The organism is Tistlia consotensis USBA 355 (assembly GCF_900177295.1).
Classification (GTDB): Bacteria; Pseudomonadota; Alphaproteobacteria; order Kiloniellales; family DSM-21159; genus Tistlia; species Tistlia consotensis.
Genome location: NZ_FWZX01000033.1, coordinates 34,912 through 58,593 on the forward strand (window position 1 = coordinate 34,912; position 23,682 = coordinate 58,593).

General features: G+C 71.6%; 25 protein-coding genes. 15 read left to right on the forward strand and 10 right to left on the reverse strand.

Features of this window, described 5'->3' with window-relative positions; all coding sequences use genetic code 11:
• Positions 1-24: 24 nt before the first annotated feature.
• The 5 genes from rbfA (at position 25) to ugpQ (ending at position 4,908) form a co-directional block, all read left to right on the forward strand.
• Entirely contained in the window at positions 25-456 is a 432-nt protein-coding gene (rbfA, locus tag B9O00_RS26875) for a 30S ribosome-binding factor RbfA (protein ID WP_085125808.1), read from the forward strand.
• Entirely contained in the window at positions 443-1,372 is a 930-nt protein-coding gene (gene truB, locus B9O00_RS26880; protein WP_085125809.1) for a tRNA pseudouridine(55) synthase TruB, read from the forward strand. The genes rbfA and truB overlap by 14 nt, the downstream gene beginning before the upstream one ends.
• A 13-nt stretch (positions 1,373-1,385) precedes the next feature.
• Positions 1,386-1,655 (forward strand): 30S ribosomal protein S15, encoded by a 270-nt coding sequence (rpsO, locus tag B9O00_RS26885; protein WP_085125810.1) that lies wholly within the window; start codon positions 1,386-1,388, stop codon positions 1,653-1,655.
• 307 nt (positions 1,656-1,962) lie between these two features.
• A complete protein-coding gene (pnp, locus tag B9O00_RS26890; RefSeq protein ID WP_085125845.1) occupies positions 1,963-4,083 on the forward strand; it encodes a polyribonucleotide nucleotidyltransferase in 2,121 nt (706 codons plus the stop codon).
• 72 nt (positions 4,084-4,155) lie between these two features.
• Positions 4,156-4,908 carry a glycerophosphodiester phosphodiesterase gene (ugpQ, locus tag B9O00_RS26895; RefSeq protein ID WP_085125811.1) on the forward strand — a complete coding sequence of 251 codons (753 nt, stop codon included), beginning with the start codon at positions 4,156-4,158 and terminating at the stop codon, positions 4,906-4,908.
• Between the two features lie 217 nt (positions 4,909-5,125).
• On the opposite strand, the gene B9O00_RS26900 is transcribed toward ugpQ, so the two are convergent.
• The 3 genes from B9O00_RS26900 to fabA form a co-directional block, all read right to left on the reverse strand.
• Positions 5,126-5,935, reverse strand: coding sequence for an enoyl-ACP reductase FabI (locus B9O00_RS26900; protein WP_322111223.1), 810 nt, complete (start codon positions 5,933-5,935; stop codon positions 5,126-5,128).
• A gap of 59 nt (positions 5,936-5,994) precedes the next feature.
• Positions 5,995-7,212, reverse strand: a complete 1,218-nt coding sequence (gene fabB / locus B9O00_RS26905) for a beta-ketoacyl-ACP synthase I (protein ID WP_085125813.1) — start codon at positions 7,210-7,212, stop codon at positions 5,995-5,997.
• 103 nt (positions 7,213-7,315) lie between these two features.
• Entirely contained in the window at positions 7,316-7,837 is a 522-nt protein-coding gene (fabA, locus tag B9O00_RS26910; protein WP_085125814.1) for a 3-hydroxyacyl-[acyl-carrier-protein] dehydratase FabA, read from the reverse strand.
• 289 nt (positions 7,838-8,126) lie between these two features.
• On the opposite strand from fabA, the gene irrA reads away from it, so the two are divergent.
• The 4 genes from irrA (at position 8,127) to B9O00_RS26930 (ending at position 11,449) form a co-directional block, all read left to right on the forward strand.
• Positions 8,127-8,582, forward strand: a complete 456-nt coding sequence (gene irrA / locus B9O00_RS26915; protein WP_085125815.1) for an iron response transcriptional regulator IrrA — start codon at positions 8,127-8,129, stop codon at positions 8,580-8,582.
• Between the two features lie 198 nt (positions 8,583-8,780).
• Entirely contained in the window at positions 8,781-9,197 is a 417-nt protein-coding gene (locus B9O00_RS26920; protein ID WP_085125816.1) for a rubrerythrin family protein, read from the forward strand.
• Positions 9,198-9,374: 177 nt separating this feature from the next.
• Entirely contained in the window at positions 9,375-10,754 is a 1,380-nt protein-coding gene (locus tag B9O00_RS26925) for a heterodisulfide reductase-related iron-sulfur binding cluster (RefSeq protein ID WP_085125817.1), read from the forward strand.
• A 95-nt stretch (positions 10,755-10,849) separates the two neighbouring features.
• Positions 10,850-11,449, forward strand: a complete 600-nt coding sequence (locus B9O00_RS26930; protein ID WP_235017209.1) for a DUF3501 family protein — start codon at positions 10,850-10,852, stop codon at positions 11,447-11,449.
• 113 nt (positions 11,450-11,562) lie between these two features.
• Here B9O00_RS26930 and B9O00_RS26935 read toward each other — a convergent pair whose 3' ends face one another.
• On the reverse strand, positions 11,563-12,117 hold the full coding sequence (locus tag B9O00_RS26935; RefSeq protein ID WP_085125819.1) for an NUDIX hydrolase: 555 nt from the start codon (positions 12,115-12,117) through the stop codon (positions 11,563-11,565).
• Positions 12,118-12,242: 125 nt separating this feature from the next.
• Between B9O00_RS26935 and B9O00_RS26940 the strand changes: the two genes are divergently transcribed.
• On the forward strand, positions 12,243-13,091 hold the full coding sequence (locus B9O00_RS26940; RefSeq protein ID WP_085125820.1) for a hypothetical protein: 849 nt from the start codon (positions 12,243-12,245) through the stop codon (positions 13,089-13,091).
• Between the two features lie 19 nt (positions 13,092-13,110).
• Complete coding sequence (locus tag B9O00_RS26945; RefSeq protein ID WP_085125821.1) at positions 13,111-13,503, forward strand: MAPEG family protein; 393 nt, start codon at positions 13,111-13,113, stop codon at positions 13,501-13,503.
• Between the two features lie 12 nt (positions 13,504-13,515).
• On the opposite strand, the gene B9O00_RS26950 is transcribed toward B9O00_RS26945, so the two are convergent.
• Positions 13,516-13,758, reverse strand: a complete 243-nt coding sequence (locus B9O00_RS26950; protein ID WP_085125822.1) for a hypothetical protein — start codon at positions 13,756-13,758, stop codon at positions 13,516-13,518.
• A 96-nt stretch (positions 13,759-13,854) separates the two neighbouring features.
• Here B9O00_RS26950 and B9O00_RS26955 point away from each other — a divergent pair, with 96 nt between their 5' ends.
• The 4 genes from B9O00_RS26955 to B9O00_RS26970 all read left to right on the forward strand — a co-directional run bounded on the left by B9O00_RS26955 (position 13,855) and on the right by B9O00_RS26970 (position 18,418).
• On the forward strand, positions 13,855-15,159 hold the full coding sequence (locus B9O00_RS26955) for an RsmB/NOP family class I SAM-dependent RNA methyltransferase (RefSeq protein ID WP_085125823.1): 1,305 nt from the start codon (positions 13,855-13,857) through the stop codon (positions 15,157-15,159).
• A gap of 56 nt (positions 15,160-15,215) precedes the next feature.
• A complete protein-coding gene (gene rpe, locus B9O00_RS26960) occupies positions 15,216-15,881 on the forward strand; it encodes a ribulose-phosphate 3-epimerase (RefSeq protein WP_085125824.1) in 666 nt (221 codons plus the stop codon).
• A complete protein-coding gene (locus tag B9O00_RS26965; RefSeq protein WP_089229820.1) occupies positions 15,881-17,641 on the forward strand; it encodes a heparinase II/III family protein in 1,761 nt (586 codons plus the stop codon). The genes rpe and B9O00_RS26965 overlap by 1 nt, the downstream gene beginning before the upstream one ends.
• 156 nt (positions 17,642-17,797) lie before the next feature.
• Positions 17,798-18,418 carry a tetratricopeptide repeat protein gene (locus B9O00_RS26970; RefSeq protein WP_085125825.1) on the forward strand — a complete coding sequence of 207 codons (621 nt, stop codon included), beginning with the start codon at positions 17,798-17,800 and terminating at the stop codon, positions 18,416-18,418.
• Between the two features lie 58 nt (positions 18,419-18,476).
• On the opposite strand, the gene ftsY is transcribed toward B9O00_RS26970, so the two are convergent.
• From ftsY to mepK, 5 genes are all read right to left on the reverse strand, one after another.
• Positions 18,477-19,430 (reverse strand): signal recognition particle-docking protein FtsY, encoded by a 954-nt coding sequence (ftsY, locus tag B9O00_RS26975; protein WP_085125826.1) that lies wholly within the window; start codon positions 19,428-19,430, stop codon positions 18,477-18,479.
• The gene (gene mtaB, locus B9O00_RS26980; RefSeq protein ID WP_089229821.1) at positions 19,427-20,758 is read right to left on the reverse strand and encodes a tRNA (N(6)-L-threonylcarbamoyladenosine(37)-C(2))-methylthiotransferase MtaB; all 1,332 of its coding nucleotides are present in this window, start codon (positions 20,756-20,758) and stop codon (positions 19,427-19,429) included. Before mtaB ends, ftsY begins: the two co-directional genes overlap by 4 nt.
• Positions 20,759-20,848: 90 nt before the next feature.
• Positions 20,849-22,012 (reverse strand): aromatic ring-hydroxylating oxygenase subunit alpha, encoded by a 1,164-nt coding sequence (locus B9O00_RS26985; RefSeq protein ID WP_085125827.1) that lies wholly within the window; start codon positions 22,010-22,012, stop codon positions 20,849-20,851.
• A 97-nt stretch (positions 22,013-22,109) separates the two neighbouring features.
• On the reverse strand, positions 22,110-22,946 hold the full coding sequence (dapF, locus tag B9O00_RS26990; RefSeq protein WP_085125828.1) for a diaminopimelate epimerase: 837 nt from the start codon (positions 22,944-22,946) through the stop codon (positions 22,110-22,112).
• 96 nt (positions 22,947-23,042) lie between these two features.
• Positions 23,043-23,576 (reverse strand): peptidoglycan L,D-endopeptidase MepK, encoded by a 534-nt coding sequence (gene mepK / locus B9O00_RS26995; RefSeq protein WP_085125829.1) that lies wholly within the window; start codon positions 23,574-23,576, stop codon positions 23,043-23,045.
• Between the last annotated feature and the right edge of the window lie 106 nt (positions 23,577-23,682).

Genomic DNA, 23,682 nt, shown 5'->3' on the forward strand with positions numbered 1-23,682 from the left:
CGGCCGTTTTCGGGAACTTCGATCATGACACGCAGTCGCGGCGCCAAGGCGCCGTCCCAGCGGCAGCTGCGCGTCGGCGAGGAGCTGCGCCACGTGATGGCGCGCCTGCTCAACGCCGGCGAGGCGCACGACCCCGACCTCGCCGGCGCCAGCATCACCGTCTCGGAGGTCCGGGTCAGCCCGGACCTGAAGAACGCGACGGTCTTCGTGCTGCCCCTGGCGGGACGGCAGGAGGCCTCGGTGCTGGCCGCCCTGAAGCGCGCCGCGCCGTTCTTCCGGCACCGCCTGGCCGAGGAGATGACGCTGCGCTTCACGCCGCGCCTGTCGTTCCAGCTCGACCACTCCTTCGAGGAAGCCGACCGCATCGAGCGCCTGCTGCACAGCGAGCGGGTGCGCCAGGATCTCGCCGCGGAGGGCGAGGCGGAGCAAGCCGAGGACGACGATGGCGAAGACTAGGACCAGGGGCCGGCCGCTGAACGGCTGGCTGGTCGTCGACAAGCCGTCCGGCATGACCTCGACCGACGTCGTCAACCGCGTGCGGCGCCGGCTCGACGCCCGCAAGGTCGGCCACGGCGGCACGCTCGATCCGCTGGCGACCGGCCTGCTGCCGCTCGCCTTCGGCGAGGCGACCAAGACCGTCGCCTACGTCATGGACGGCGACAAGACCTACCGCTTCACCGTGCGCTGGGGCCAGGCGACCGACAGCGACGACGCCGAGGGCGCGGTGATCGCCGAGCGACCCGAGCGGCCGACGCGGGCCGCGATCGAGGCGACGCTGCCGCGCTTCGTCGGCGAGATCGAGCAGGTGCCGCCGGCCTATTCGGCGATCAAGGTCGAGGGCCAGCGCGCCTACGACCTGGCGCGCGAAGGCGAGGCGCCGCAGCTCAAGGCCCGCATCGTGCGCGTCGACCGCTTCGAGCTGATCGACCTGCCCGATCCCGACCACGGCGTCTTCGAGGTCGACTGCGGCAAGGGCACCTACATGCGCTCGCTGGCGCGCGACCTGGGCGAGGCGCTCGGCTGCCTCGGCCACATCGCCCAGTTGCGCCGCCTCGCCGTGGGACCCTTCACGGAAGAGGACGCGATTTCTCTGGACACCTTGGAGGCGAATGCCGATAGTGCGCGCCCCGAGGAGCTGCTGCTCCCAGTCGAGACCGCGCTGGACGACATCCCGGCACTGGCCTTGACGGAAGCGGAGGCGAGCCGGCTCAAGAGCGGACAGGCATTATCGATGCTGGCCCGCTCGAGCGCCGAACGGATCCGACACCTCGAACCGGGCGACATCGTCTGCGCCATGTCCGGCGGCAAGCCGGTGGCCATCTCCCGTTTCGAGGCCGGTGAGCTTCGCCCGATCCGCGTCATCAACCTCTGACGAGGAGACACCGATGTCGATCACTGCCGAGCGCAAGCAGGCGCTCATCGACGAGTATGCCACCAAGAGCGGCGATACCGGTTCGCCCGAGGTCCAGGTCGCGATCCTGACCGAGCGGATCAAGAACCTCACCGAGCACATGCAGACCCACAAGAAGGACTTCCACAGCCGCCGTGGTCTGCTGGTCATGGTCGGTCAGCGCCGACGCCTGCTCGACTACGTCAAGAAGAAGGATCAGGGCCGCTACGAGGGGCTGATCCAGCGCCTGGGCCTGCGCCGCTGAGCGGCGCCGGGACCCGGGACGACGACCCGATGCCCTGGCTTCCGCCCGCGCGAGACTCCGCCGGGCGGCCTGACCCAAAGCCGGGGCAGGGTCTTTCTCGCGTCACGATCGGCCGGACCGCGGGGCAGTCGCCCCGGCGGGCCCGGCCGTTTGAGCTGTTTCGTACGGGGCAGCGGGCGGACGGCCGGCCCGCCCCCTGCCCCTTCGCCGGGCCAACGCAAGCGGCGCCGTCACGTCCCCGTTCGGGGGCGCCGCTTCCGCGGGTCCGGTGACACCGTCAGACCGGCCTCAAGACCGAAGGACCAAGATCCCGATGTTCGACACCAAGAAAGTTGAGATCGAGTGGGGCGGCCGTACGCTCACGCTCGAGACCGGGCGCATCGCGCGCCAGGCCGACGGCGCCGTGCTGGCGACCTACGGCGAGACCGTCGTGCTCTGCACCGCGACCGCCGCGCGCAAGAAGCCGACCGTCGACTTCTTCCCGCTGACCGTGCACTACCAGGAGAAGACCTTCGCCGCGGGCAAGATCCCCGGCGGCTTCTTCAAGCGCGAGGGCCGGCCGACCGAGAAGGAGACGCTGACCAGCCGGCTGATCGACCGCCCGATCCGGCCGCTGTTCCACAAGAACTTCCGCAATGACACGCAGATCGTCTGCACCGTGCTGAGCCACGACCTGGAGAACGACCCCGACGTCGTCGCCATGATCGGCGCTTCGGCCGCCCTGACCATCTCGGGCATTCCCTTCCTCGGCCCGATCGGCGCCGCGCGCGTCGGCTACTTCGAGGGCGAGTACAAGCTGAACCCGATGATGGACGAGATGTCGTCCTCCGAGCTCGACCTGATCCTCGCCGGCACCCAGGAAGGCGTGCTGATGGTCGAGTCGGAAGCATCCGAGCTGTCCGAGGAGGTCATGCTCGGCGCCGTGACCTTCGGCCACAACGAGATGCAGAAGGTCATCGACGCGATCATCGACCTCGCGGAGCAGGCCGCCAAGGACCCCTGGGAGCTGGAGGCGACGCCGCCGGCCAAGGCGACCCTGACCGAGCGCCTGCAGGGCGAGATCGGCGGCAAGCTGCTCGAGGCCTACGCGATCCGCGACAAGATGGAGCGGCGCTCGGCGATCGACGCGATCAAGCAGGCCGCCAAGGAGTCTCTGGGCGAGGACGAGGAGGCCCTGGCGGTCTTCGGCGACGTCTTCAAGGCGCTCGAGAGCGACGTCGTGCGGGGCGCGATCCTGGAGACCGGCAAGCGCATCGACGGCCGCGACACCAAGACCGTGCGCCCGATCGTCTGCGAGGTCGGCGTGCTGCCGCGCACCCACGGCTCGGCGCTGTTCACCCGCGGCGAGACCCAGGCGCTGGTCACCGCGACCCTGGGCACCGGCCAGGACGAGCAGATCATCGACGCGCTCGAGGGCGAGTACCGGCAGCACTTCCTGCTGCACTACAACTTCCCGCCCTACTCGGTCGGCGAGACCGGACGCCTCGGCTCGCCGGGCCGCCGCGAGATCGGCCACGGCAAGCTGGCCTGGCGGGCGATCAACCCGCTGCTGCCGGCCAAGGACGACTTCCCCTACACCCTGCGCCTGGTCTCCGAGATCACCGAGTCGAACGGCTCGTCCTCGATGGCCACGGTCTGCGGCTCGTCGCTGGCCCTGATGGACGCCGGCGTGCCGCTGCCGCGCCCCTGCGCCGGCATCGCCATGGGCCTGATCAAGGAAGGCGAGCGCTTCGCGGTGCTGTCGGACATCCTGGGCGACGAGGACCACCTCGGCGACATGGACTTCAAGGTCGCCGGCACGGCGACGGGCGTCACCTCGCTGCAGATGGACATCAAGATCACCTCGATCACGAAGGAGATCATGAAGGTCGCGCTCGACCAGGCCAAGGACGGCCGGATGCACATCCTCGGCGAGATGGCCAAGGCGATCGGCAACGCCCGCGAGGGCGTCTCGGCCCACGCCCCGCGCATCACCACGATCTCGATTCCGAAGGACAAGATCCGCGACGTGATCGGCACCGGCGGCAAGGTGATCCGCGAGATCTGCGAGGTCACCGGCGCCAAGATCGACATCGAGGACGACGGCACCATCAAGGTCGCCGCGACCGAGGAGAAGGCCATGCAGGCCGCCCTCGACTGGATCGAGTCGATCGTCGCCGAGCCCGAGATCAACAAGATCTACAAGGGCAAGGTCGTCAAGGTCATGGACTTCGGCGCCTTCGTGAACTTCCTCGGCCCGCGTGACGGCCTCGTCCACATCAGCCAGCTGGCGCCGGAGCGGGTCAAGCAGACCAGCGACGTGGTCAACGAAGGCGACGAGGTCTGGGTCAAGGTCATCGGCTTCGACGAGCGCGGCAAGGTCAAGCTGTCGATGAAGGTGGTCGACCAGGAGACCGGCAAGGAGATCGCGCCGGACGCCGCGGAGTAAGGCCTCCGGCAGATCGGAAACGACGGCAAGGGCGGTCCCGCGGGGCCGCCCTTCGCCTATCGAGGAGGCGAGATGTCCCTGGTCCTGCCGAGCGTGATCGGCCACCGCGGCGCGGCGCGCCATGCCCCCGAGAACACCCTGGCCGGCCTGCGCAAGGCGGCCGAGCAGCGGGTCCCCTGGGTCGAGTTCGACGTCATGCTGACCGCCGACGGCACGGCGGTGCTGCACCACGACGAGACCCTGAAGCGGATCACCGGTCTCGACCGGCCGATGGCCGAGCTGACCTACGCCGAGCTCGCCGGGCTCGACGCCGGCAGCTGGTTCGGCGCCGCCTTCGCCGACGAGCCGGTGCCGACCTTCGAGGAGGCCCTGGCCTGCCTCGGCGCGCTCGGGCTCGGCGCCAACGTCGAGATCAAGCCGACCGAAGGCCGCGAGGTCGAGACCGCCCGGGTGGCGGCGCGGATCCTCCGCCGCTGCTGGCCGGCGAGCCTGCCGCAGCCGCTGATCTCCTCCTTCAGGCGGGCCAGCCTGGCGGCCATGCAGGCGGCCGCCCCCGAGCTGCCGCGCGGCCTGCTGGCGGAGGGCCTGCCCGACGACTGGCGCGCCGCCGTCGCCGAGCTCGGCTGCGCGAGCGTGCACCTCTGGCGCAAGAAGCTGACCCGTGCCGCCGTCGAGGCGGTCAAGACGGCCGGCTTCGGCCTGGCGGTCTACACGGTCAACGATCCCGAGGAGGCCGTGGCCTTCCGCGGCTGGGGCGTCGACGCGATCATCACCGACGATCCGCCGGCGATCCTTGCCGGCCTCGCCGCTGCCGGATTGGCTTGAGCGGCGACCCGCCTGCGTCTATAAGCGCCCCTTCCCAAGCAGGAGCACCCCAGATGCGCAACATCAAGCGCAAGACCAACCGCCTGAAGGTCAAGCGTCTCGCCAAGCTGAAGAAGCGGCTGACGCGCAAGGTCGGCACGCCGCGCTGCTGACCGTCGGGGCCGGACCCGGTCCGGCCCCCGTCCGCCCGCCCGAGAGGCGGGCGATTTTTTTTCGGCTATTCCGTCTTGGCCTTGTCAACCTCGCCCGCGGTCATCCGACGGGGATTGGGGATGCCGACGACGTTGTAGCCGCAGTCGACGAAGTGGACCTCCCCGGTGACGCCGCCCGAGAGGTCGGACAGCAGGTAGAGGCCGGCGTTGCCGACGTCCTCGAGCCTGACCGCCCGGCGCAGCGGCGCGTGATCCCGGCTCCAGCCGTAGGTGAAGCGCGCGTCGGCGATCGCCGAGCCGGCCAGGGTGCGCATCGGCCCGGCCGAGAGCGCGTTGACGCGCACGCCGTCGGGCCCGAGGTCGGTCGCCAGATAGCGCACCGAGGCCTCGAGCGCCGCCTTGGCGACGCCCATGACGTTGTAGTTCGGCGTCACCCGCTCGGCCCCGAGGTAGCTCAGGGTCAAGAGCGCGCCGCCCTCGTTCAGCATCGGCTGCGCGGCCTGCGCGACCTCGGTGAAGGAGTGGCAGGAGACCAGCAGGGTCTTGCCGAAGTTGGCGCGCGAGGTGTCGAGGTAGCGGCCCTTCAGCTCCTCCTTGTCGGAATAGGCGATGGCGTGGACCACGAAGTCGAGCTTGTCCCAGGTCCGGGCCAGCTCGGCGAAGGTCGCGTCGATCGCACCCTCGCTGTCGACGTCGCAGGGCAGCACCGTGGCGGCGCCGAGCTGCTCGGCCAGCGGCCGCACGCGCTTCTCGAAGGGGCCGGCCTGGAAGGTCAGCGCCAGCTCGGCGCCGGCGTCCCGACAGGCCTTGGCGATCCCCCAGGCAATCGAGTGATCGTTCGCGACCCCCATGACGAGGCCACGCTTGCCCGACATGATACCCATACGCTTCGCCCCCTGAACCGCCGCTCCGTCACTCGATCCGTCGCGACCCATCAATCTTCGACCCGGCGGAACGCCAGGCTGCAGTTGGTACCGCCGAAGCCGAAGGAGTTCGACAGCACGCAGTCCAGCTTGGCCTCCTCGGCAACCCGCGGAATCGGGATGCCGGCCGCCAGGTCGTCGGGCTCGTCGATGTTGATCGAGGGCGCGATGAAGCCGCGCTCCATCATCAGCAGGCTGTAGATCGCCTCGGTCGCGCCGGCCGCGCCCTGGGCGTGGCCGGTCATCGACTTGGTCGAGCTGATCCTCGGCACGTCCTGGCCGAAGACCTCCTTGATCGCCTGCAGCTCGATGCCGTCGCCGACCGGCGTCGAGGTGCCGTGCGTGTTGATGTAGTCGACCCGGGCATTGCCGAGCTGCGAGAGCGCCATGCGCATCACCCGGATCTGGCCGTCCGCCGAGGGTGCCACCATGTCGGCACCGTCGGAGGTCGCGCCATAGCCGACCACCTCGCCGTAGATCCTCGCGCCGCGCGCCTTGGCGCGCTCCATCTCCTCCAGCACCACGACGCCGCCGCCGCCGGCGATGACGAAGCCGTCGCGGGCCTTGTCGTAGGCCCGCGAGGCCTTGGTCGGCTGGTCGTTGAAGTGCGAGGAGAGCGCGCCCATGGCGTCGAACAGCATGGAAAGCGTCCAGTGCAGCTCCTCGCCGCCGCCGGCGAAGACGATGTCCTGCTTGCCGTACTGGATCAGCTCGGAGCCGTTGCCGATGCAGTGCGCCGAGGTCGAGCAGGCCGAGGAGATCGAATAGCTGTGGCCTTTGATCTTGAAGGCCGTCGCCAGGTTGGCCGAGTTGGTCGAGGACATGCAGCGCGGCACCATGTAGGGGCCGATGCGCTTGACGCCCTTTTCGCGGGCGATGTCGGCCGCCTCGACCTGGTTCGAGGTCGAAGGGCCGCCGGAGCCCACGATCAGGCCGGTCCGCTCGTGGCTGACCTCCTTCTCGTCCAGCCCGGCATCGGCGATCGCCTCGACCATCGCGACGTAGTTGTAGGCCGCGCCGTCGCCCATGAAACGGCGCAGGCGCCGGTCGATGTGGGCGTCGAGGTCGATCTGCGGCTGGCCCTTCACGTGGCTGCGGAAGCCGCGCTCGGCATAGTCCTCGGCGAAGACGATGCCGGAGCGGCCGGCGCGCAGGGAGGCCGCGACCTCTTCCTTGTTGCTGCCGATGCTGGAGACGATGCCCAGTCCGGTTACGGCGACACGTCGCATGCGCTAGTCCTCTTTCTGCGGTCCAGCGGTGGCCCGGCGGTGACAAGAAGGCCCGCCGACGCGCATCGGCGGGGCTGCCCAACAAGAAGCCGACAAGACGGGTCTATGCGGCCTCGGGACTGACCTGGAACAAGCCCACCTTCAGGTCGCTGGCCTCGTAGACCGTCTCGCCGTCGGCCTTCAGGATGCCGTCGGCGATGCCCATGACCAGCTTGCGGACGATAACCCGCTTGAGGTTCAGGTGGTAGGTCACCTTGCCGATGGAAGGGGTGATCTGGCCCTTCAGGCGCACTTCGCCGACGCCGAGCGCCCGGCCGCGGCCGGGCAGGCCCAGGCGACCGAGAAAGAAGCCGACCAGCTGCCACAGCGCGTCGAGGCCCAGGCAGCCCGGCATCACCGGGTCGCCCTTGAAGTGGCAGGCGAAGAACCAGAGCTCCGGCTTGATGTCGAGCTCGGCGACGATCTCGCCCTTGTCGAAGCTGCCGCCCTCCTCGCTGATGTGGGTGATGCGGTCGAACATCAACATCGGCGGCAACGGCAGCTGCGCGTTCCCGGGCCCGAAGAGCTTGCCCTCGGCGCAGGCAATCAGGTCGTCGAAGCTGTAGCTGTTCTTCTTCTCGCTCACACCATCACCTTAGCAGCCTGGACGGCGCCGCCGGGTCGGGCAGGCCTGGCTGAGGGCACACAGACAGACCTCGGGACAAGGGGCGCCGCCGATTCAGCGAAACTATAACACTGACAGCGGCTTGCACAGCAAGACGTGCGATTGGGCCGGTTGTCGCGCCGGGCCGCGAGGGCGGTGCACAGGAGCAGGCGAACGCCCCGCCGCGTAGCTTCAACTCATTCGAAGGATCATGCTAAGTGATTGACGCGAGCCCTTTCCCCTGCCACTAAGAACACCTATATCGGTGACCATGACAACAGAACGTCGCTATACCGCTCTGATCGAGCGCCTGAAGCAGGCAGGCCTCCGGCCGACGCGCCAGCGTCTGGCCCTGGCGAAGCTGCTGTTCGACCCGGCCGATGCCCGCGTCGCGCCGAGCGGCTCCTGCGATCGCCACATCACCGCCGAGCAGCTGCACGACGAGGCGGTCAGCGCCGGTCAGCCGGTCTCCCTGGCGACGGTCTACAACACGCTGCACCAGTTCACCGGCGCCGGCCTGCTGCGCGAGGTCGTGGTCGAGCCCGGCCGCTCCTACTTCGACACCAACGTGTCGGACCACCACCATTTCTTCTTCGAAGGCAACGGCCGTCTGGTCGACATTCCGGGCGACCAGGTCCGCCTGGCCGACCTGCCGCCGCCGCCGCCGGGCAGCGCGATCCGTCGCGTCGATGTCATCGTCCGCCTGTCGAACGCCGAGAACGACTGAGCCGACTGCGTCGTTTTCGTCCCGATTTCGGGACCTGATATCCTCATGTTTTCAGAAAATTGGCTTTTTTGTTTAGAACCGTTCTAAGCGATTGACTCGGTCCGGCCGAGCCGTATATTTCGAGCATGCAGGCCGCTGGCGGAGAGTGCAGCCGGCGGGCCGCATGGAATAATGACGCAAAGTCGAAGGGAGACCGTTATGTCGCTCAAGGGCAGCAAGACTGAAGAGAACCTCAAGGAAGCTTTCGCCGGCGAGAGCCAGGCCAACCGGCGCTACCTCTATTTCGCCCAGAAGGCGGACGTCGAGGGCTACAACGACGTCGCCGCGGTGTTCCGCTCCACGGCGGAGGGCGAGACCGGCCACGCCCACGGCCACCTGGCCTACCTCGAGGAGGTCGGCGACCCGGCGACCGGCGAGCCGATCGGCGACACCGGCCTGAACCTCAAGGCGGCAATCGCCGGCGAGACCCACGAGTACACCGACATGTACCCGGGCATGGCCCGCACCGCCCGCGAGGAAGGCTTCGACGAGATCGCCGACTGGTTCGAGACCCTCGCCAAGGCCGAGAAGAGCCACGCCGGCCGCTTCCAGAAGGCGCTCGACACGATGGACTGAGCCTGGCGGCCTTCCCGCGATGAGGGAAGGCCCCGGCCATCGGCCATCGGCCCGAGGCTCGACGGGACGGACGCCGCGGCGTTCGTCCCGCCGGCCACCGTCAGGGCCCGAGCACGTTTCCGCTGAATCCGTTACCGTAGCGGCCATCCAGCTTTCCGGCCGGAGGGAGCAAAAGACATGCGTGAAGGCAGCCTCGACGCCCCGGTCCGTCACCCGATCAACTGGAACGATCCCGACTTCTACGACATGGACAAGATCCTGGCCGAAATGGACCGGGTCTTCGACATCTGTCACGGCTGCCGCCGCTGCTTCAACCTCTGCGACTCCTTCCCGGTGCTGTTCGACCTGATCGACGAGTCCGAGAGCGGCGAGCTCGATGGCGTCGACAAGGCCGACTACAAGAAGGTCGCCGACGCCTGCACGCTCTGCGACATGTGCTTCATGGTCTCCTGCCCCTACGTGCCGCCGCACGAGTTCGACCTGGACTTCCCGCACCTGATGCTGCGCTACCGCGCCGCCGAGCGGAAGGCCGGGCACAACGACGTCGCCACCGACCAGCTGACCCGCACCGACCGCAACGGCCGGCTCGCGTCGATGGCTCCGGGCCTGGCGAACTGGGCGAGCGACCTGGACAACGGCCTGACCCGCGGCCTGCTCGAAAGCGTCGCCAGGGTCGACCGCCAGGCCGCCCTGCCGAAGTACTACGGCAAGACCTTCGAGCGGCGCGCCAAGGCCAACCCGGCGGCGCGCGACGCCAAGGCGCCGGCCGCCGGCCGCAAGGTCGTGCTCTACGCGACCTGCTTCGCCAACTACAACAATCCGAACATCGGCGAGGCGACCCTGGCGGTGCTCGCCAGGAACGGCGTCGAGGTCGAGGTCGCCTATCCGCAGTGCTGCGGCATGCCGCAGTTCGAGCAGGGCAAGCTCGACGAGGTCGCCGAGGCCGCGCGCAACATCGCGAAGGCGCTGCTGCCCTATGTCGACAGGGGCTACGACGTCGTCGCCCTGGTGCCCTCCTGCGCCCTGATGATGAAGTTCGAGTGGCCGCTGCTGCTGCCCGACGACGCCGAGGTCAAGCGCCTCGCCCAGGCGACCTTCGACGTCACCGAGTACGTCGTCGACATCGCCCAGAAGGAGGGTCTCGCCGAGGGCCTGCGGCCGCTCGAGGGCGGCGTCGCCGTCCACATCGCCTGCCATGCCCGCGCCCAGAACATGGGCAACAAGGCGCGCGAGATGCTGAAGCTGATCCCCGACACGCCGGTCAAGCAGCTGCCGCGCTGCTCCGGCCACGGCGGCTCCTGGGGCGTGCTGAAGGGCAACTTCGAGACGGCGCTGAAGATCGGCAAGCCGGTCGCCCGCGACGTCTACAAGGCGGAGCACAAGTACGTCAGCTCGGAATGCCCGCTCGCCGGGATGCACATCCTGCAGGGCATGGAGCGTATCGCCGCGGACCAGCCCGAGGGCGAGCGCAAGCCGGTTCCGAGCCAGTCGTACCACCCGATCGAGCTCCTCGCGATGGCCTATGGCCTGGGCCCGGCGGGTGGCGCCAGCCGCTAGACCGGATCGAGCGGTCTGGACATTCACAGGGAGCGGAGTGACGCGATCCGAGCGATCGCGATCCGCTCCGAAGCGATGGAGCGAGGCTTCAGAGGATGAGCACACAGGCCATGAAGCGCGAGATCACCCCGGCCGACATCTGGCCGCTCGAGCGCTACAGCGTCGAGCGCAAGGCGCTGAAGAAGGCGCTGGTCGAGAAGAAGAAGCACCGGCGCGTGGAGGTCGGGCCGGTCGCGACCTTCTACTTCGAGAACTACGAGACGATGTGGTCGCAGATTCAGGAGATGCTCTGGATCGAGAAGGGCGGCGACGAGCAGCTCGCCGACGAGCTGTCCGCCTACAACCCGCTGATCCCCCAGGGCAGCGAGCTGGTCGCCACGGTGATGTTCGAGATCGACGAGAAGGTCCGGCGCGAAGCCTTCCTGCGCAGGCTCGGCGGCATCGAGGAGACGGCCTTTTTCGAGTTCGAGGGCGAGCGGGTCGCGGCGGTGCCGGAGGCCGACATCGACCGCACCACCGCCGACGGCAAGGCGAGCTCCGTGCAGTTCCTGCACTTCCCCTTCACCGCCGAGCAGAAGGCCAGGTTCGCCAGGCCCGGGGTCCGCGTCATCCTCGGCTTCGACCACCCCGCCTACAGCCACATGGCGGTGCTGACCGAGCCGGTCCGCGCCGCCCTCGCCGAGGACTTCGACTGAGGGCCTTCGGGCCCGAGCGGCGCTCCGTTGAATTCGCTTCGTCTTGAGCCTGTCGAAGGGCGGAGCGGAGCCGGCTCCGCCGGTGCGCAACGGCGATCACGGGAGCAGCCGCTCTACAGTCCCTGCGGCCGCTCCATCCGGCCGGTCTCGCCCGGTGGATTGGCGAAGGGCGCGAAGCCGTCGTCGCCGAGCGTACTGCGCCAGTGGCCGAGCGCCCAGTGCACCGAGGGGAAGGCGATCTCCTGCCAGGGGATCTCGTCCCAGGCGTAGAGGCCGCATTCCAGGGTCTCCGGCCCGGGCGAGACCTCGGGCCGGACCAGCCGCGCCCGGTAGATCAGCTGGACCTGGCTCAGCCGCAGGATCGTGTAGACCGCGAGTAGCCGCTCGATCTCCAGCTCGGCGCGCGCCTCCTCCCAGGCCTCGCGCAGCGCCCCGTCCGCGGTCGCCTCGTTGAGCTCCAGGTAGCCGGCCGGCAGGGTCCAGAAGCCGCGCCGCGGCTCGATCGCGCGGCGGCACAGCAGGACCCGCCCGTCCCAGCTCGCCACCGAGCCGACCACGACCTTCGGGTTCTGGTAGTCGATGAAGCCGCAGGTGTCGCAGACCGGGCGCTCGCGATCGTCGCCCTCGGGCACGCGGCTGGTGAAGCTCGGCTGGTCGGCGGAGGCCATGGCGCGATGGTGCCGCCGCCGCCGCCGCGGAGCAAGCGGAGCGGCCCCGGCCGGCGCCGAATCTGGCGGGCCGGCCGCGCGCGGTGTATGACGGCGGCAGGATCACCGAGAGGGGGATACCGCCGGTGCCCGAGGGAGCATCCAGGCCGCCCGGCCGCGGCGCCAGCCGGTCGGTCCGGCCGGCATGGCTGTCGCTGACCCGGCCGCGGCCGGCCAGCCGATTCTGCGAGATCGGCTGGCTGGTCGATACCGAGAAGGCCGGGCTGATCTATGGCGCGCCGCGCGCCCTCGGCCGGCGACCCGACGCGCTCGCCGCCGAGCAGCGCGGCCCCAACCCCAAGGGGGTGACTCGCTGCCCGGCGCTCAACGACCTGGAAGCCAAGACCTTCGAGGTCCCCTGCCCGGTCGATCTCAGCCTCCGGCTGGTGCAGGACGACAAGGGCAAGCTCCGGATCACCGGGACCGCCACGGGCCAGGGCTCGGTCAACCGCCAGCACCTCGCCCGGATGGTCTTCCTGCTGCAGCGCGAGCGCTGGCGCGACCCGCGCTATCCCGTGGTGCAGGTCGTCGCCCCCTACCGCTTCGTCGCGGACGAGGAGGTCTGGCTGAACCAGCTGCCGCCTTACGACCACTGGCGCGAGACGCCCTGGCCGGGCCTGCTGATCGGCGGCCGCTTCCCGATCGACGTCTGGCCGCGCAGCCTGATGTGGGCGCTGGAGTGGCGCGACATCTCCAAGCCGCTGGAGATCCGCCGCGGCGAGCCCTGGTTCTACCTGCGCTTCGAGACCGCCGTCCCGGCCCGCCCGGTTCGCCTGGTCGAGGCCGAGATGACCGAGGCGCTGCGGCGCCACTGTCAGGCCCTCGACGGCGTCACGAATTATGTCGGGCAGACCTTCCAGCTGTTCGCCGAGGCCCGCGCCCGCCGGCCGAAGCAGCTGCTGACCCGGGCGGAGCGACCGAACCGCAGGGGCTGACGACGGACAGGGAGCGGCGATGACGGCCCCGACGATCGTGCCTGTCTATGCAGCCCTGCTCGGGCTGCTGCTGCTCGCCCTTTCGATCAACGTCATCCGCCTGCGCCGCCGCCTGCGCGTGTCGCTGGGCGACGGCGGCGACGCACGGCTGGCGCGGCCTGTCCGCGCCCAGGGCAACTTCGTCGACTACGTGCCGATGGTCCTGCTGTTGCTGCTGCTCGCCGAGCTCGGCGGCGGTCCGGCCTGGCTGCTGCACCTGCTGGCCGGCAGCCTGCTGCTCGGCCGGCTACTTCACGCCTGGTGCTTCCTGTTCACCGAGACCGCGCCGGCGCTGCGCATCGCCGCCATGGCGCTGACCTTTGTCGCGCTGGCCGGCGGCTCGAGCGAGCTGCTGCTGCTCGCGCTGCGCTGAGGCGGCGGACGGTCAGACCTTGAGGTTGAGGAAGCAGCCGCGCGGGCGGACCTCGCCGGCTTCGCCGGCGCGCGCCGCCGCAGCCAGCCGGGAGGCCGACAGGGACGGATCGGCCGAGCCGCTGCGCGGCCTGCCGGCGCTGGCGTCGATCTGACGGAGCTGGTCCTGGGCGACCCGCTCCGGGCTCTGGCCGACAAGGCCGAGCGCCTCGGAAAGCGCGTTGCCGATCCGGCCGCCGGAAGAGGTCACGTCCATGGCAGCGGCATAGCAGGGCGCCCCTTAAGGAGCGGTAAAGCCACCGCCGCCCCGCCCGGCCGTGACCGGCGGCGAGCGCCATGCTAAAGCCCGCCGATGCCCGGAGCTCCGACCGACCCCCGCCGCCTCGCCCTCGGCCTGCTCGCCAACGTGCTGCAGCGCGGCCAGCCCTTCGACGAGGCCCTGGCCGGCAGCCGGGGCGTCGCGGGCCTGGAGGCGCGCGACCGCGGCTTCCTGCGCCTGCTGCTGGCGACCACCCTGCGCCGCCTGGGACAGATCGACGCAGCCGTCGATTCCCTGGTCCAGCGCCCGCTGCCCCGCCATCCGGCCGAGCTGCGCGACCTGCTGCGGCTCGGCGCCGCCCAGCTGCTGTTCCTCGGCACGCCGCCGCACGCCGCCGTCTCGACCAGCCTGGCGCTCGCCGAGACCCGCAAGCTGCGCGGCTTCAAGGGCCTGATCAACGCCCTGCTGCGCCGTCTGGCGCGCGAGGGCGAGGCGATCCTGGCCAGCCAGGACGCCGAGCGCCTGAACCTGCCGCCCTGGCTCTGGGACCGCCTGGTCGCGGCCTACGGCGAGGCGCCGACGCGGGCCAGCGTCGCGGTGCAGCTCGGCGAGCCGCCGCTCGACCTGAGCCTCAAGGCGGGCGGCGAAGCGGCCGCCTGGGCCGAGCGGCTGGAGGCCGAGATCCTGCCGACCGGCAGCCTGCGCCGGCCGGCCGCCGGCGGCGACGTCACAGCGCTGCCCGGCTTCGCCGAGGGCGCCTGGTGGGTCCAGGACGCCGCCGCCGCCCTGCCGGCGCGCCTGCTCGGCCCGGTCGCCGGGCAGCGGGTCGCCGACCTCTGCGCCGCGCCGGGCGGCAAGACCGCGCAGCTGGCCGCTGCCGGCGCCGAGGTGATCGCCGTCGAGGTCAGCCGCGCCCGCCTCGCCCGGATCGCCGAGAACCTGAAGCGGCTCGGCCTGGCCGCGGCGCTGGTCGAGGCCGACGCGACGGCCTGGCAGCCACCCGAGCCGCTGCCCTTCGTGCTGCTCGACGCGCCCTGCAGCGCGACCGGCACGCTGCGCCGTCACCCGGACGTCGCCCGGCTCAAGTCGCCGAAGGACCTACCGGCGCTGACCGCCCTGCAGGACCGGCTGCTCGAGCGCGCGGCCGCGGCCCTGGCGCCCGGCGGCACGCTGGTCTACGCGACCTGCTCGCTGCTGCCCGAGGAGGGGCCGGAGCGCATCGCCAGACTGCTCGGCGAGGGCGCGCCGCTGGCCCGCCGGCCGGTCGCGCCCGAGGAGGTCGGCGGCCTCGGCGAGCTGATCACGGCCGAGGGCGACCTCCGCACCCTGCCCTGCCATCTCGCCGCGCGGGGCGGCCTCGACGGCTTCTACGCCTGCCGGCTGACGAAAAGCGGTTGACAGCACCGGCTTCCGGCCGCTTGAGGCGGCACGGGGGGGCGGGTTACAAGGCGAGCATGCAACAAGCGCTCCGCATTGCGCCCTCGATCCTGTCCGCCGACTTCGCCCGCCTGGGCGAGGAGGTCCGGGCGATCGACACCGCCGGCGCCGACTACATCCACGTCGACGTCATGGACGGCCACTTCGTGCCCAACCTGACCATCGGGCCGATGGTCGTGAAGGCGCTCCGGCCCTGGTCGGCCAAGCCCTTCGACGTGCACCTGATGATCGCGCCGGTCGATCCCTACGTCGCCGCCTTCGCCGAGGCCGGCGCCGACATCCTGACCGTCCATCCCGAGGCCGGGCCGCACCTGCACCGCACGATCCAGCTGATCAAGGCCCAGGGCAAGAAGGCCGGCGTCTCGCTCAATCCGGCGACGCCGGTCGAGGTCGTCGACCCGATCCTCGACGAGCTCGACCTGGTGCTGGTGATGAGCGTCAATCCCGGCTTCGGCGGCCAGTCCTTCCTGAGCTCGGCCCTGCGCAAGATCGAGGCGCTGCGCGCCCGCATCGACGCGACCGGGCGGACCATCGACCTGGAGGTCGACGGCGGCATCACCGTCGAGACCGCCCGGGCCTGCCGCGACGCCGGCGCCGACCTGCTGGTCGCCGGCACCTCCAGCTTCGCCGGCGGACCCGAGGCCTACGCCGGCAATCTCCGGCGCCTGCGCGGCGAGGACTGATGACCGGCCCGGCGGCCACCGCAGCCCCGTCCCGGGGCGCGTCGAAGGCCGTGCGGCGCGGCGGCCCGCTGGCGCGACGCCGGGCCTGGCGGCACCTGCCGGCCGAACAGCGCTGGGCCCGCCTGGTCTACCTCGCCAAGCGCGGCTGGTTCGCGCTGCCCTTCTATCCCGCCCTGCTGCCCGGCTGCGGCGAGGCCTCGCCGCTCGCGACGCCGCCCGATCCCTGGCCCGGCCGGGCCGAGCAGGGCCTGGCCCTGCTCGGCGGCCTCTACCGCTTCGCCGGCCAGAGCCTGCAAGCGCCGGCGCCGCTCTGGCAGCCGGCCGAGGCGAGCCAGGCCTGGCTGGCCGAGCTGCACGCCTTCGCCTGGCTGCGCGACCTGCGCGCCGCCGGCAGCGACGCTGCCCGGCGCCGTGCCCGCGAGCTGACCCAGGACTGGCTCGATCGCCACGCGCGCTGGTCGGAGCCGGCCTGGGCGCCGCTGACCCTGGCGCGCCGCCTGACCCACTGGCTCGGCCAGTGGGACTTCCTGGCGGCCAGCGCCGAGCACGACTTCCGCCAGGCCGTGCTGGCCTCGGCGACCGCCCAGGGCGCGCACCTGGCGCACAGCCTGCCGGCCGGGCTCGCCGGTGCCGACCTGATCTGCGCGGTCAAGGGCCTGGCGATCGTCGGCGCCTGCCTGCCCGGCGGCGAGCGCTGGCTCGGCCATGCCCTCGGCCTGCTGACCCGCGAGCTGCCGCGCCAGATCCTGCCCGACGGCGGCCACATCGAGCGCAGCCCCTCGCGCCACCTCGCCGCGCTGCGCGACCTGATCGACGTCAAGGCCATGCTGCACGCCGCCGGGCGCGAGCCGCCGGTCGAGCTGGAGGCGGCGATCGACGCCATGGCGCCGATGCTGCGGCTGTTCCTGCACGGCGACGGCGGCCTCGCCCTGTTCAACGGCTCGACCGCCGAGGAAGCGCTGAAGATCGACCTGGTGCTGCAGCGCGCCGGCTCGCGCGGCCGGCCGCGGCTTTCGGCACCCGAGAGCGGCTTCCAGCGGCTGCAGGCCGGCCGCACCCTGGCCATCGTCGACGCCGGTGCGCCGCCGCCGCCGGGCCAGGACGGCCAGGCGCACGCCGGCACCCTGTCGTTCGAGCTGTCGGTCGGCCGCGAGCGGATGATCGTCAACTGCGGCACGCCGGGCGCCGACGGCGGTCCGGCCGCCTGGATCGCCGCGCTGCGCGGCACCGCGGCGCACTCGACCCTGGAGCTCGACGGCCGCTCCTCCTCCGAGCCGCTGCCGGTCGGGCTGTGGAGCGGCCCGGGCCTGGCGACCCGTCCGCAGTCGGTCAGCTGCCGGCGCGAGGAGGCCGAAGGCGCGACCCTGCTGGAGCTGACCCACGACGGCTACAAGGCGGGCCTGCGGGCGCTGCACCGGCGCCGCCTCTACCTCGCCGCCGCCGGCGACGACCTGCGCGGCGAGGACCGCATCGAGCGCAGCGAGGGCGCCCGGCCGGCCGGCTTCGCGATCCGTTTCCACCTGCACCCCGAGGTCCAGGCGAGCCTGCTGCAGACCGGCGACGCGGCACTGCTGCGCCTGCCGCGCGGCGGCGGCTGGCGCCTGCGCGCGAGCGGCGGCACCCTCGCCATCGAAGACTCGATCTACTGGGGCGAGGAGCGCTCGCGGCGCTGCCAGCAGCTGGTGATCACCGGCACGGCCGGCCCGGGCACGACCGTGGTCAAGTGGGCCCTGCGCCGCGAGGCCGGCAAGCGCGACTGACTGTGTGCCGGCGATTTACAGTATACGATCCGTTAACGACAATCGTTATCGAATTCTGAATAGACCTGATTTCGGCTAAATTTACGCTTCTCTTACGGATCTCTGCGAATCTGGGCTCGTCCTTTGGACCTCGACCCAGGAACGGGAGACTCCGCCATGAAGGCCACGAGATCTGTCCTGCTGGCGACGGCCGTCTGCGTCATGGCCCTGCCCGCACTTGCCCATACCCGTCCCGAGCTCGCCACCGCCGACCTCGTCGCCGCGCCGGCCGGCTCCGGCCCCTGCCACGAAGCGAGCGCCGAGGGCGTCGCCGTCGCCGGCCTGCCGACCGCGATCAAGGTCGCCGGCGCTTTCGAGCAGCAGGGCCTGACCTGCGCCCTGGCCGGCAACCTGCGGCCGGCGATCGGTCATTTCAGCCAGGCGATCCAGCGCTTCCCCTGGCGCCCGCAGTCCTATGCCAACCGCGGCCAGGCCTACGCCGGCCTCGGCGAGTACGAATTCGCGGTGCTCGACTACGACGACGCGATCCGGCTCGATCCGAAGCAGCAGACCTATCGCTACCTGCGCGCCGTCTCGCTGTCCGAGATCGGCCGCGCCGAGGAGGCGGTCTACGACCTGGAGAAGGTGCTGAAGCTGAACGACCGCAAGGTCGTGTCCGAGCTGCAGCGCTACCTCGCGGTCAAGGGCTTCGATCCGGGCCCGATCGACGGCGTCTACGGGCCCTCGACCCGGCGCGCACTGATCGGCTGCGTCAGCGACAGGTGCTTCAGCTTCTGAGGTGGCCGGAGAGGGGCGTGGGAGCCGGTGCGGCGCAGCCTCCGGGAAGGCCGGTCGACTAGCCCACCCCCAGCAGGCCCTTGGCGAAGGCCTCGGCCGAGAAGGGCCTGAGGTCGTCGGCACCCTCGCCGACGCCGACGGCGTGGACCGGCAGGCCCTGGGCCTCGGCGAGCGCGACCAGCACGCCGCCCTTGGCCGAGCCGTCGAGCTTGGTGACGACGAGACCGGTGACGTTGACCAGCTCGCGGAAGGTCGCGACCTGCTGCAGGGCGTTCTGGCCGGTCGTCGCGTCGAGCACCAGCACGACGTCGTGCGGCGCCTCCGGATCGAGCTTCTTGAGCACCCGGATGACCTTCTGCAGCTCGGCCATCAGGCCGGCCTTGTTGTGCAGCCGGCCGGCGGTGTCGATCAGCAGGACGTCGGCGCCCTGCCGGCGCGCCTGCTCCAGGGCGTCGAAGGCGAGGCCCGCGGCGTCGGCGCCCTGGTCGCGCGCGACGACCGGGCAGCCGATGCGCTCGCCCCAGATCTGCAGCTGCTCGATGGCGGCGGCGCGGAAGGTGTCGCCGGCCGCCAGCACGACCTTGTGGCCCTCCTCGACCAGGCGCTTGGCCAGCTTGCCGATCGTCGTGGTCTTGCCGGAGCCGTTGACGCCGACGACCAGCACGACGTGCGGGCGCTTCGCGCGGTCCGGCACGAAGGGCTTGGCGACCGGCTCGAGCAGCGTCGCGATCTGGCCGGCCAGGGCGCCGCGCACCTCCTCGTCGGTGACCTCCTTGCCGAAGCGGGTGCGAGAGAACTCGGCGGTCAGCGTGGTTGCCGCCTTGACCCCGAGGTCGGCCGAGATCAGCAGCTCCTCGAGCTCCTCCAGGGCCGCGTCGTCGAGCTTGCGTTTGGTGAAGATCGCGCTGATGCCGCCGCCCAGCCGCGAGGAGGAGCGCGACAGCCCCTCGCGCAGCCGGCGGAACCAGGAGCGCCTGGCCTCGCCCTGGTCGTTGGGATCCTGCTCGCTCATGCCGCGGTCCGCGCCCCGGCGTCCGCCTGCAGCGCCCCCTCGGCGATGCGGGAGGCGACGACCTCGACGATCTCGCCGACCCGGCCGCCCTCCGACCCCGGGATCGAGACCGGCGCGAACTGGGCGCTGTGGCCCCGGCCGGGCTCCTCGACCAGCACCGACAGCGGGCGGCCGAGCTGGCCGGCCAGGAAGCGCCCGGCCGCGGCCTCGCCGGCGGCGCGCAGCCGCGCCGCCCGCTCCTTGCGCAGCGGCTTGGCGACCGCCGGCATGCGCGCCGCCGGGGTGCCCTCGCGCTCGGAGTAGGGGAAGACGTGGAGCCAGGTCAGATCGGCCTCCTCGACCAGGGCGAGCGTGTTCTCGAAGGCGGCCTCGCTCTCGGTCGGGAAGCCGGCGATGAGGTCCGCGCCGAACACCACGTCGGGCCGCGCCGCGCGCGCGCGCTCGACCGTGCGCAGGACGTCGGCGCGCAGGTGGCGGCGCTTCATGCGCTTCAGCACCAGGTCGTCGCCGGCCTGGATCGAGAGGTGCAGGTGCGGCATCAGCCGCGGCTCCTCGGCGAGCAGCCGGAAGAGGTCCTCGTCGAGCTCGACCGGATCGACCGAGGAGAGCCGCAGGCGCGGCAGCTCCGGCACCAGGGCGAGCAGGCGGCGGGCCGCCTGGCCGAGGCCCGGCCGGCCGGGCAGGTCCTTGCCGTAGTCGGTGAGGTCGACGCCGGTCAGCACGACCTCGCGCACGCCGCCCTCGACCAGCAGGCGGACCTGGCGGACGATCTCGCCGAGCGGCAGCGAGCGGCTCGGACCGCGGCCGAAGGGGATGATGCAGAAGGTGCAGCGGTGGTCGCAGCCCTGCTGGACCTGGACGAAAGCCCGGGTCCTCTCGGCGAAGCCGGCGATCAGGTGGCCGGCGGTCTCCTCGGCCAGGTCGCGCGCGGCCATGATGTCGCCGACCGCGCGGCGCGGCGCCGTGCCGGCGAAGGAGGCGGCCTCCAGCTTCTCCAGGTTGCCGAGCACGCGGTCGACCTCGGCCATCGCGGCGTAGCGCTCGGGCGCGAGCTGCACGGCGCAGCCGGTGACGACGATCTCGGCGTCCGGGTGCTCGCGGCGCGCCCGGCGCACGGCCTGGCGGAACTGCCGCTCGGCCTCGGCGGTGACGGCGCAGGAGTTGAGGATGACGGCGTTGGTCAGGCCCTGGGCGCGGGCGTGCTCGCGCATCACCTCCGACTCGTAGGCGTTCAGCCTGCAGCCGAAAGTGACGATCTTGGCCTCGGCCAGCGCCGCGCCGGTCCCGGCGGCAGCCCCGGCGGCCTCGCTGAGCGGCGCCGTCGTCATGGAACGGGCGTTATATGGCCCGGGCGCGGGCACTGTCCAGCCGGGCGCCCGCCGCATCCCGGCCGGCGTCGGTCCGCTCCGGCCACCCGCTCAGGCCATGCGCTCGGCGATCGCCTGCATGAAGCGGTGGCTGGCCGGGTCGTGGTAGCGGGTCAGCACGCCGCCGTCGAAGGCCGGCGAGGCGCGGCCGGCCTGCATCGCCTGGACCGGGCCGATGTCCTCCTCGAAGACCAGGCGCCAGCGCGCCATGGTCTGCTCGACGGTCGGCGCCAGGGCCAGGTCGCCGGCGACCGGGGCCGCGGCATAGAGGTGCAGCGCCTCGCGGCTCGTCGTCGGGCCCTCGGGATAGACCACGATGCCGTAGAAGTGGTCGCCCTGGACGCCGAGCCAGAGATTCGGGAAGACGACGGGATACTCGCCGATCGCCGCGCTCTCGTCGTCGAGTCCCGGGAAGCGCGGCAGCGGCGGGCCGTCGTTCTCTCGCGTCCTGGGCGGCGCATAGCTCGTGACCCCGGCGCCGACCGCCGGCCAGGCCTCGAAGTAGTAGTGGTCGTCGAGCCGGGAGTAGCCGTTGAGGGCCGGATGGACGACCGGCAGGTGGTAGCTCTCCAGGAAGTTCTCCGTGGCGAGCTTCCAGTTGGCCTGGACCGTCAGCTCCATGCCCTCGACCCGCTTCAGGGCGGCGAAGTCGTAGCGTGCCCAGCGCGCCGTCAGCGGCGCCAGGTAGTCCTCGAGCGGCGGCGCCGAGCCCGAAAGGTCGACGAAGACGAAGTCGGCCCAGAGCGCGCTGCGCACCGGCAGCAGGCCGGTCGTCGCCTTGTCCAGCCCCTCGATCTCGTGGCGCCCCGGCCCGCCGACATCGGGCGTCTTCACCAGGCGGCCGTCGAGGGCGTAGCTCCAGGCGTGGTAGGGGCAGACCAGGCCGGGCCGCCGGCAGGCCGCCTCCTGGACCAGGCGCGCACCGCGGTGCCGGCAGACGTTGTGGAAGACCCGGACCTCGCCGCCGCGGTCGCGCAGCAGGATCAGCGGCGCGCCGCCGAACTCGATCGGCTTGACGTCGCCGGGCGCCGCGACCTCGCTGGCCGAGGCCAGGCAGGCCCAGCCGCCGTGCAGCACGCGCGCCATCTCGCGACGATGGTAGTCGGGATCGGTGTAGACCGCGTTCGGCAGGCCGCGCGCCTCGCCGAGCGGACGTCGAACCGCGGAGAAGTCGATGGCGGGCCCGGCCTCGGGCGATGAAACGGCGAGCGACATGGCTCCCGGCCTCCCTCCTCGGGCGCCCGGCCGGGCGCCTGCGAGGGGAAGTGTCGAATCGGAGCCGGACGGCGTCGCGATTCCCGGCGACGGAAAGCTAGCCCAGCAGCGACCCGTCGAGCATGCCGCAGAAGGCGGTGGCGACCGGGCCGGTCATCAGGACGTGGCCGTCGGCCTCGCGCCACTCGACGATCAGCTCGCCGCCGGGCTGCTCGACCCGGGCCCGGCGCTCGGTCAGGCCCCGGCGCACGGCAGCGACCTGGGCGGCGCAGCCGCCGCTGCCGCTGGCCTGGGTCAGGCCGGCGCCGCGTTCCCAGATGCGCTGGCGCAGGTGGGTCCGCGAGACGACCTGGACGATCTGCACGTTGGTGCGGCGAGGGAACAGCGGATCGTGCTCGATCGCCGGCCCGAGCGTCTCGAGCGCGACCGCCGCCGGATCCGCGACGAAGAAGACGACGTGCGGGTTGCCGAGCGACAGCGCGACCGGCTCGGCCAGCGGCCCCTTGGCGTAGTCGAGCCGCAGGGTGTCCATCTCGCGTGCCAGCGGCACCTCGCGCCAGTCCAGCCGCGCCGGGCCGAGATCGGCCGTGACCAGGCCGTTCTCCGCCGGCGTGCAGGGCAGCAGGCCGCCGAGCGTGCGGATCGCCACGGCCTCGCGGCCCTCGGCGAAGAGCAGCGAGGCGACGCAGCGCGTGGCGTTGCCGCAGGCCTCGGCCTCACTGCCGTCGGCGTTGAAGATGCGCATGAAGAGGTCGGCCCGGTCGCCCGGCTCGGCCGGCTCGAGCACGATCAGCTGGTCGCAGCCGACGCCGCGCCGACGGTCGGCGATCGCCGCGGCCTGGGCGGCGCTCGGCGCGAAAGGCTGCTCTCGGGCATCGACGACAACGAAGTCGTTGCCCAGGCCGTGCATCTTGCGGAAGGGGCGAGCGGTCATGGCCGCTATATGGCCCCGCCCGGGGCCGGCCGTCCAGTGCGGCAGCCCCGGAAGGGCGCAGGTCGCGGTGCCCGCCGGGGCGCTGCCCTGGGACCGCTACCAGTAGCGGACCGGGCCGGTGTCGACGTGGACGAAGTCCGACTTGACGTACATGCCGACGCCGCCGGCCTTGAGGTTCACGGCGGCCCGGTGCAGGTCCTGGAGCTCGACCCCGGCGAGCCGGATGTCGATCGCCTGGCCCTTCATGTGGAAGGACTTCTTGGCGACGCCGGTGCTGGCCTTGCGCAGCAGGGCGTTGGTCTTGGGCGAGCGGTAGCCGGAGATGACGCCGAATGGCTCGTCGATGCGCAGGCTCTGCTGCAGGTTGTGCAGCAGGTCCATCAGCTTGGGGTCCATGTCGTGGACGTCGCCGGTGCGGAAGTCGCGCAGCACCGTGTCGATCTCGCGCAACGCGCCGTTGTCGTAGCGGCCGTTCCGCCAATAGGTCGCGCTCAGCCGCTCCTCGGTGTGCAGATTGTGGAACGAAACGCTGCGCCCGCCGTTACTGGCTCTGACGATGTTCGGCATGGCGAGCAGCGCCGTGCCGGCGGCTGCGGTCGCAAGGAAAGTGCGTCGCGATTTCAGGATCATTCAATCCCCCGATCTCGTGTCGTGGCCCCTGGCGCGCCCGTCCCGAGAAAGGTGCGCCGCGATGGTCGGCTCTGCTCCGGGCCAGTGTGTCGCCCGGCCCTTGCTG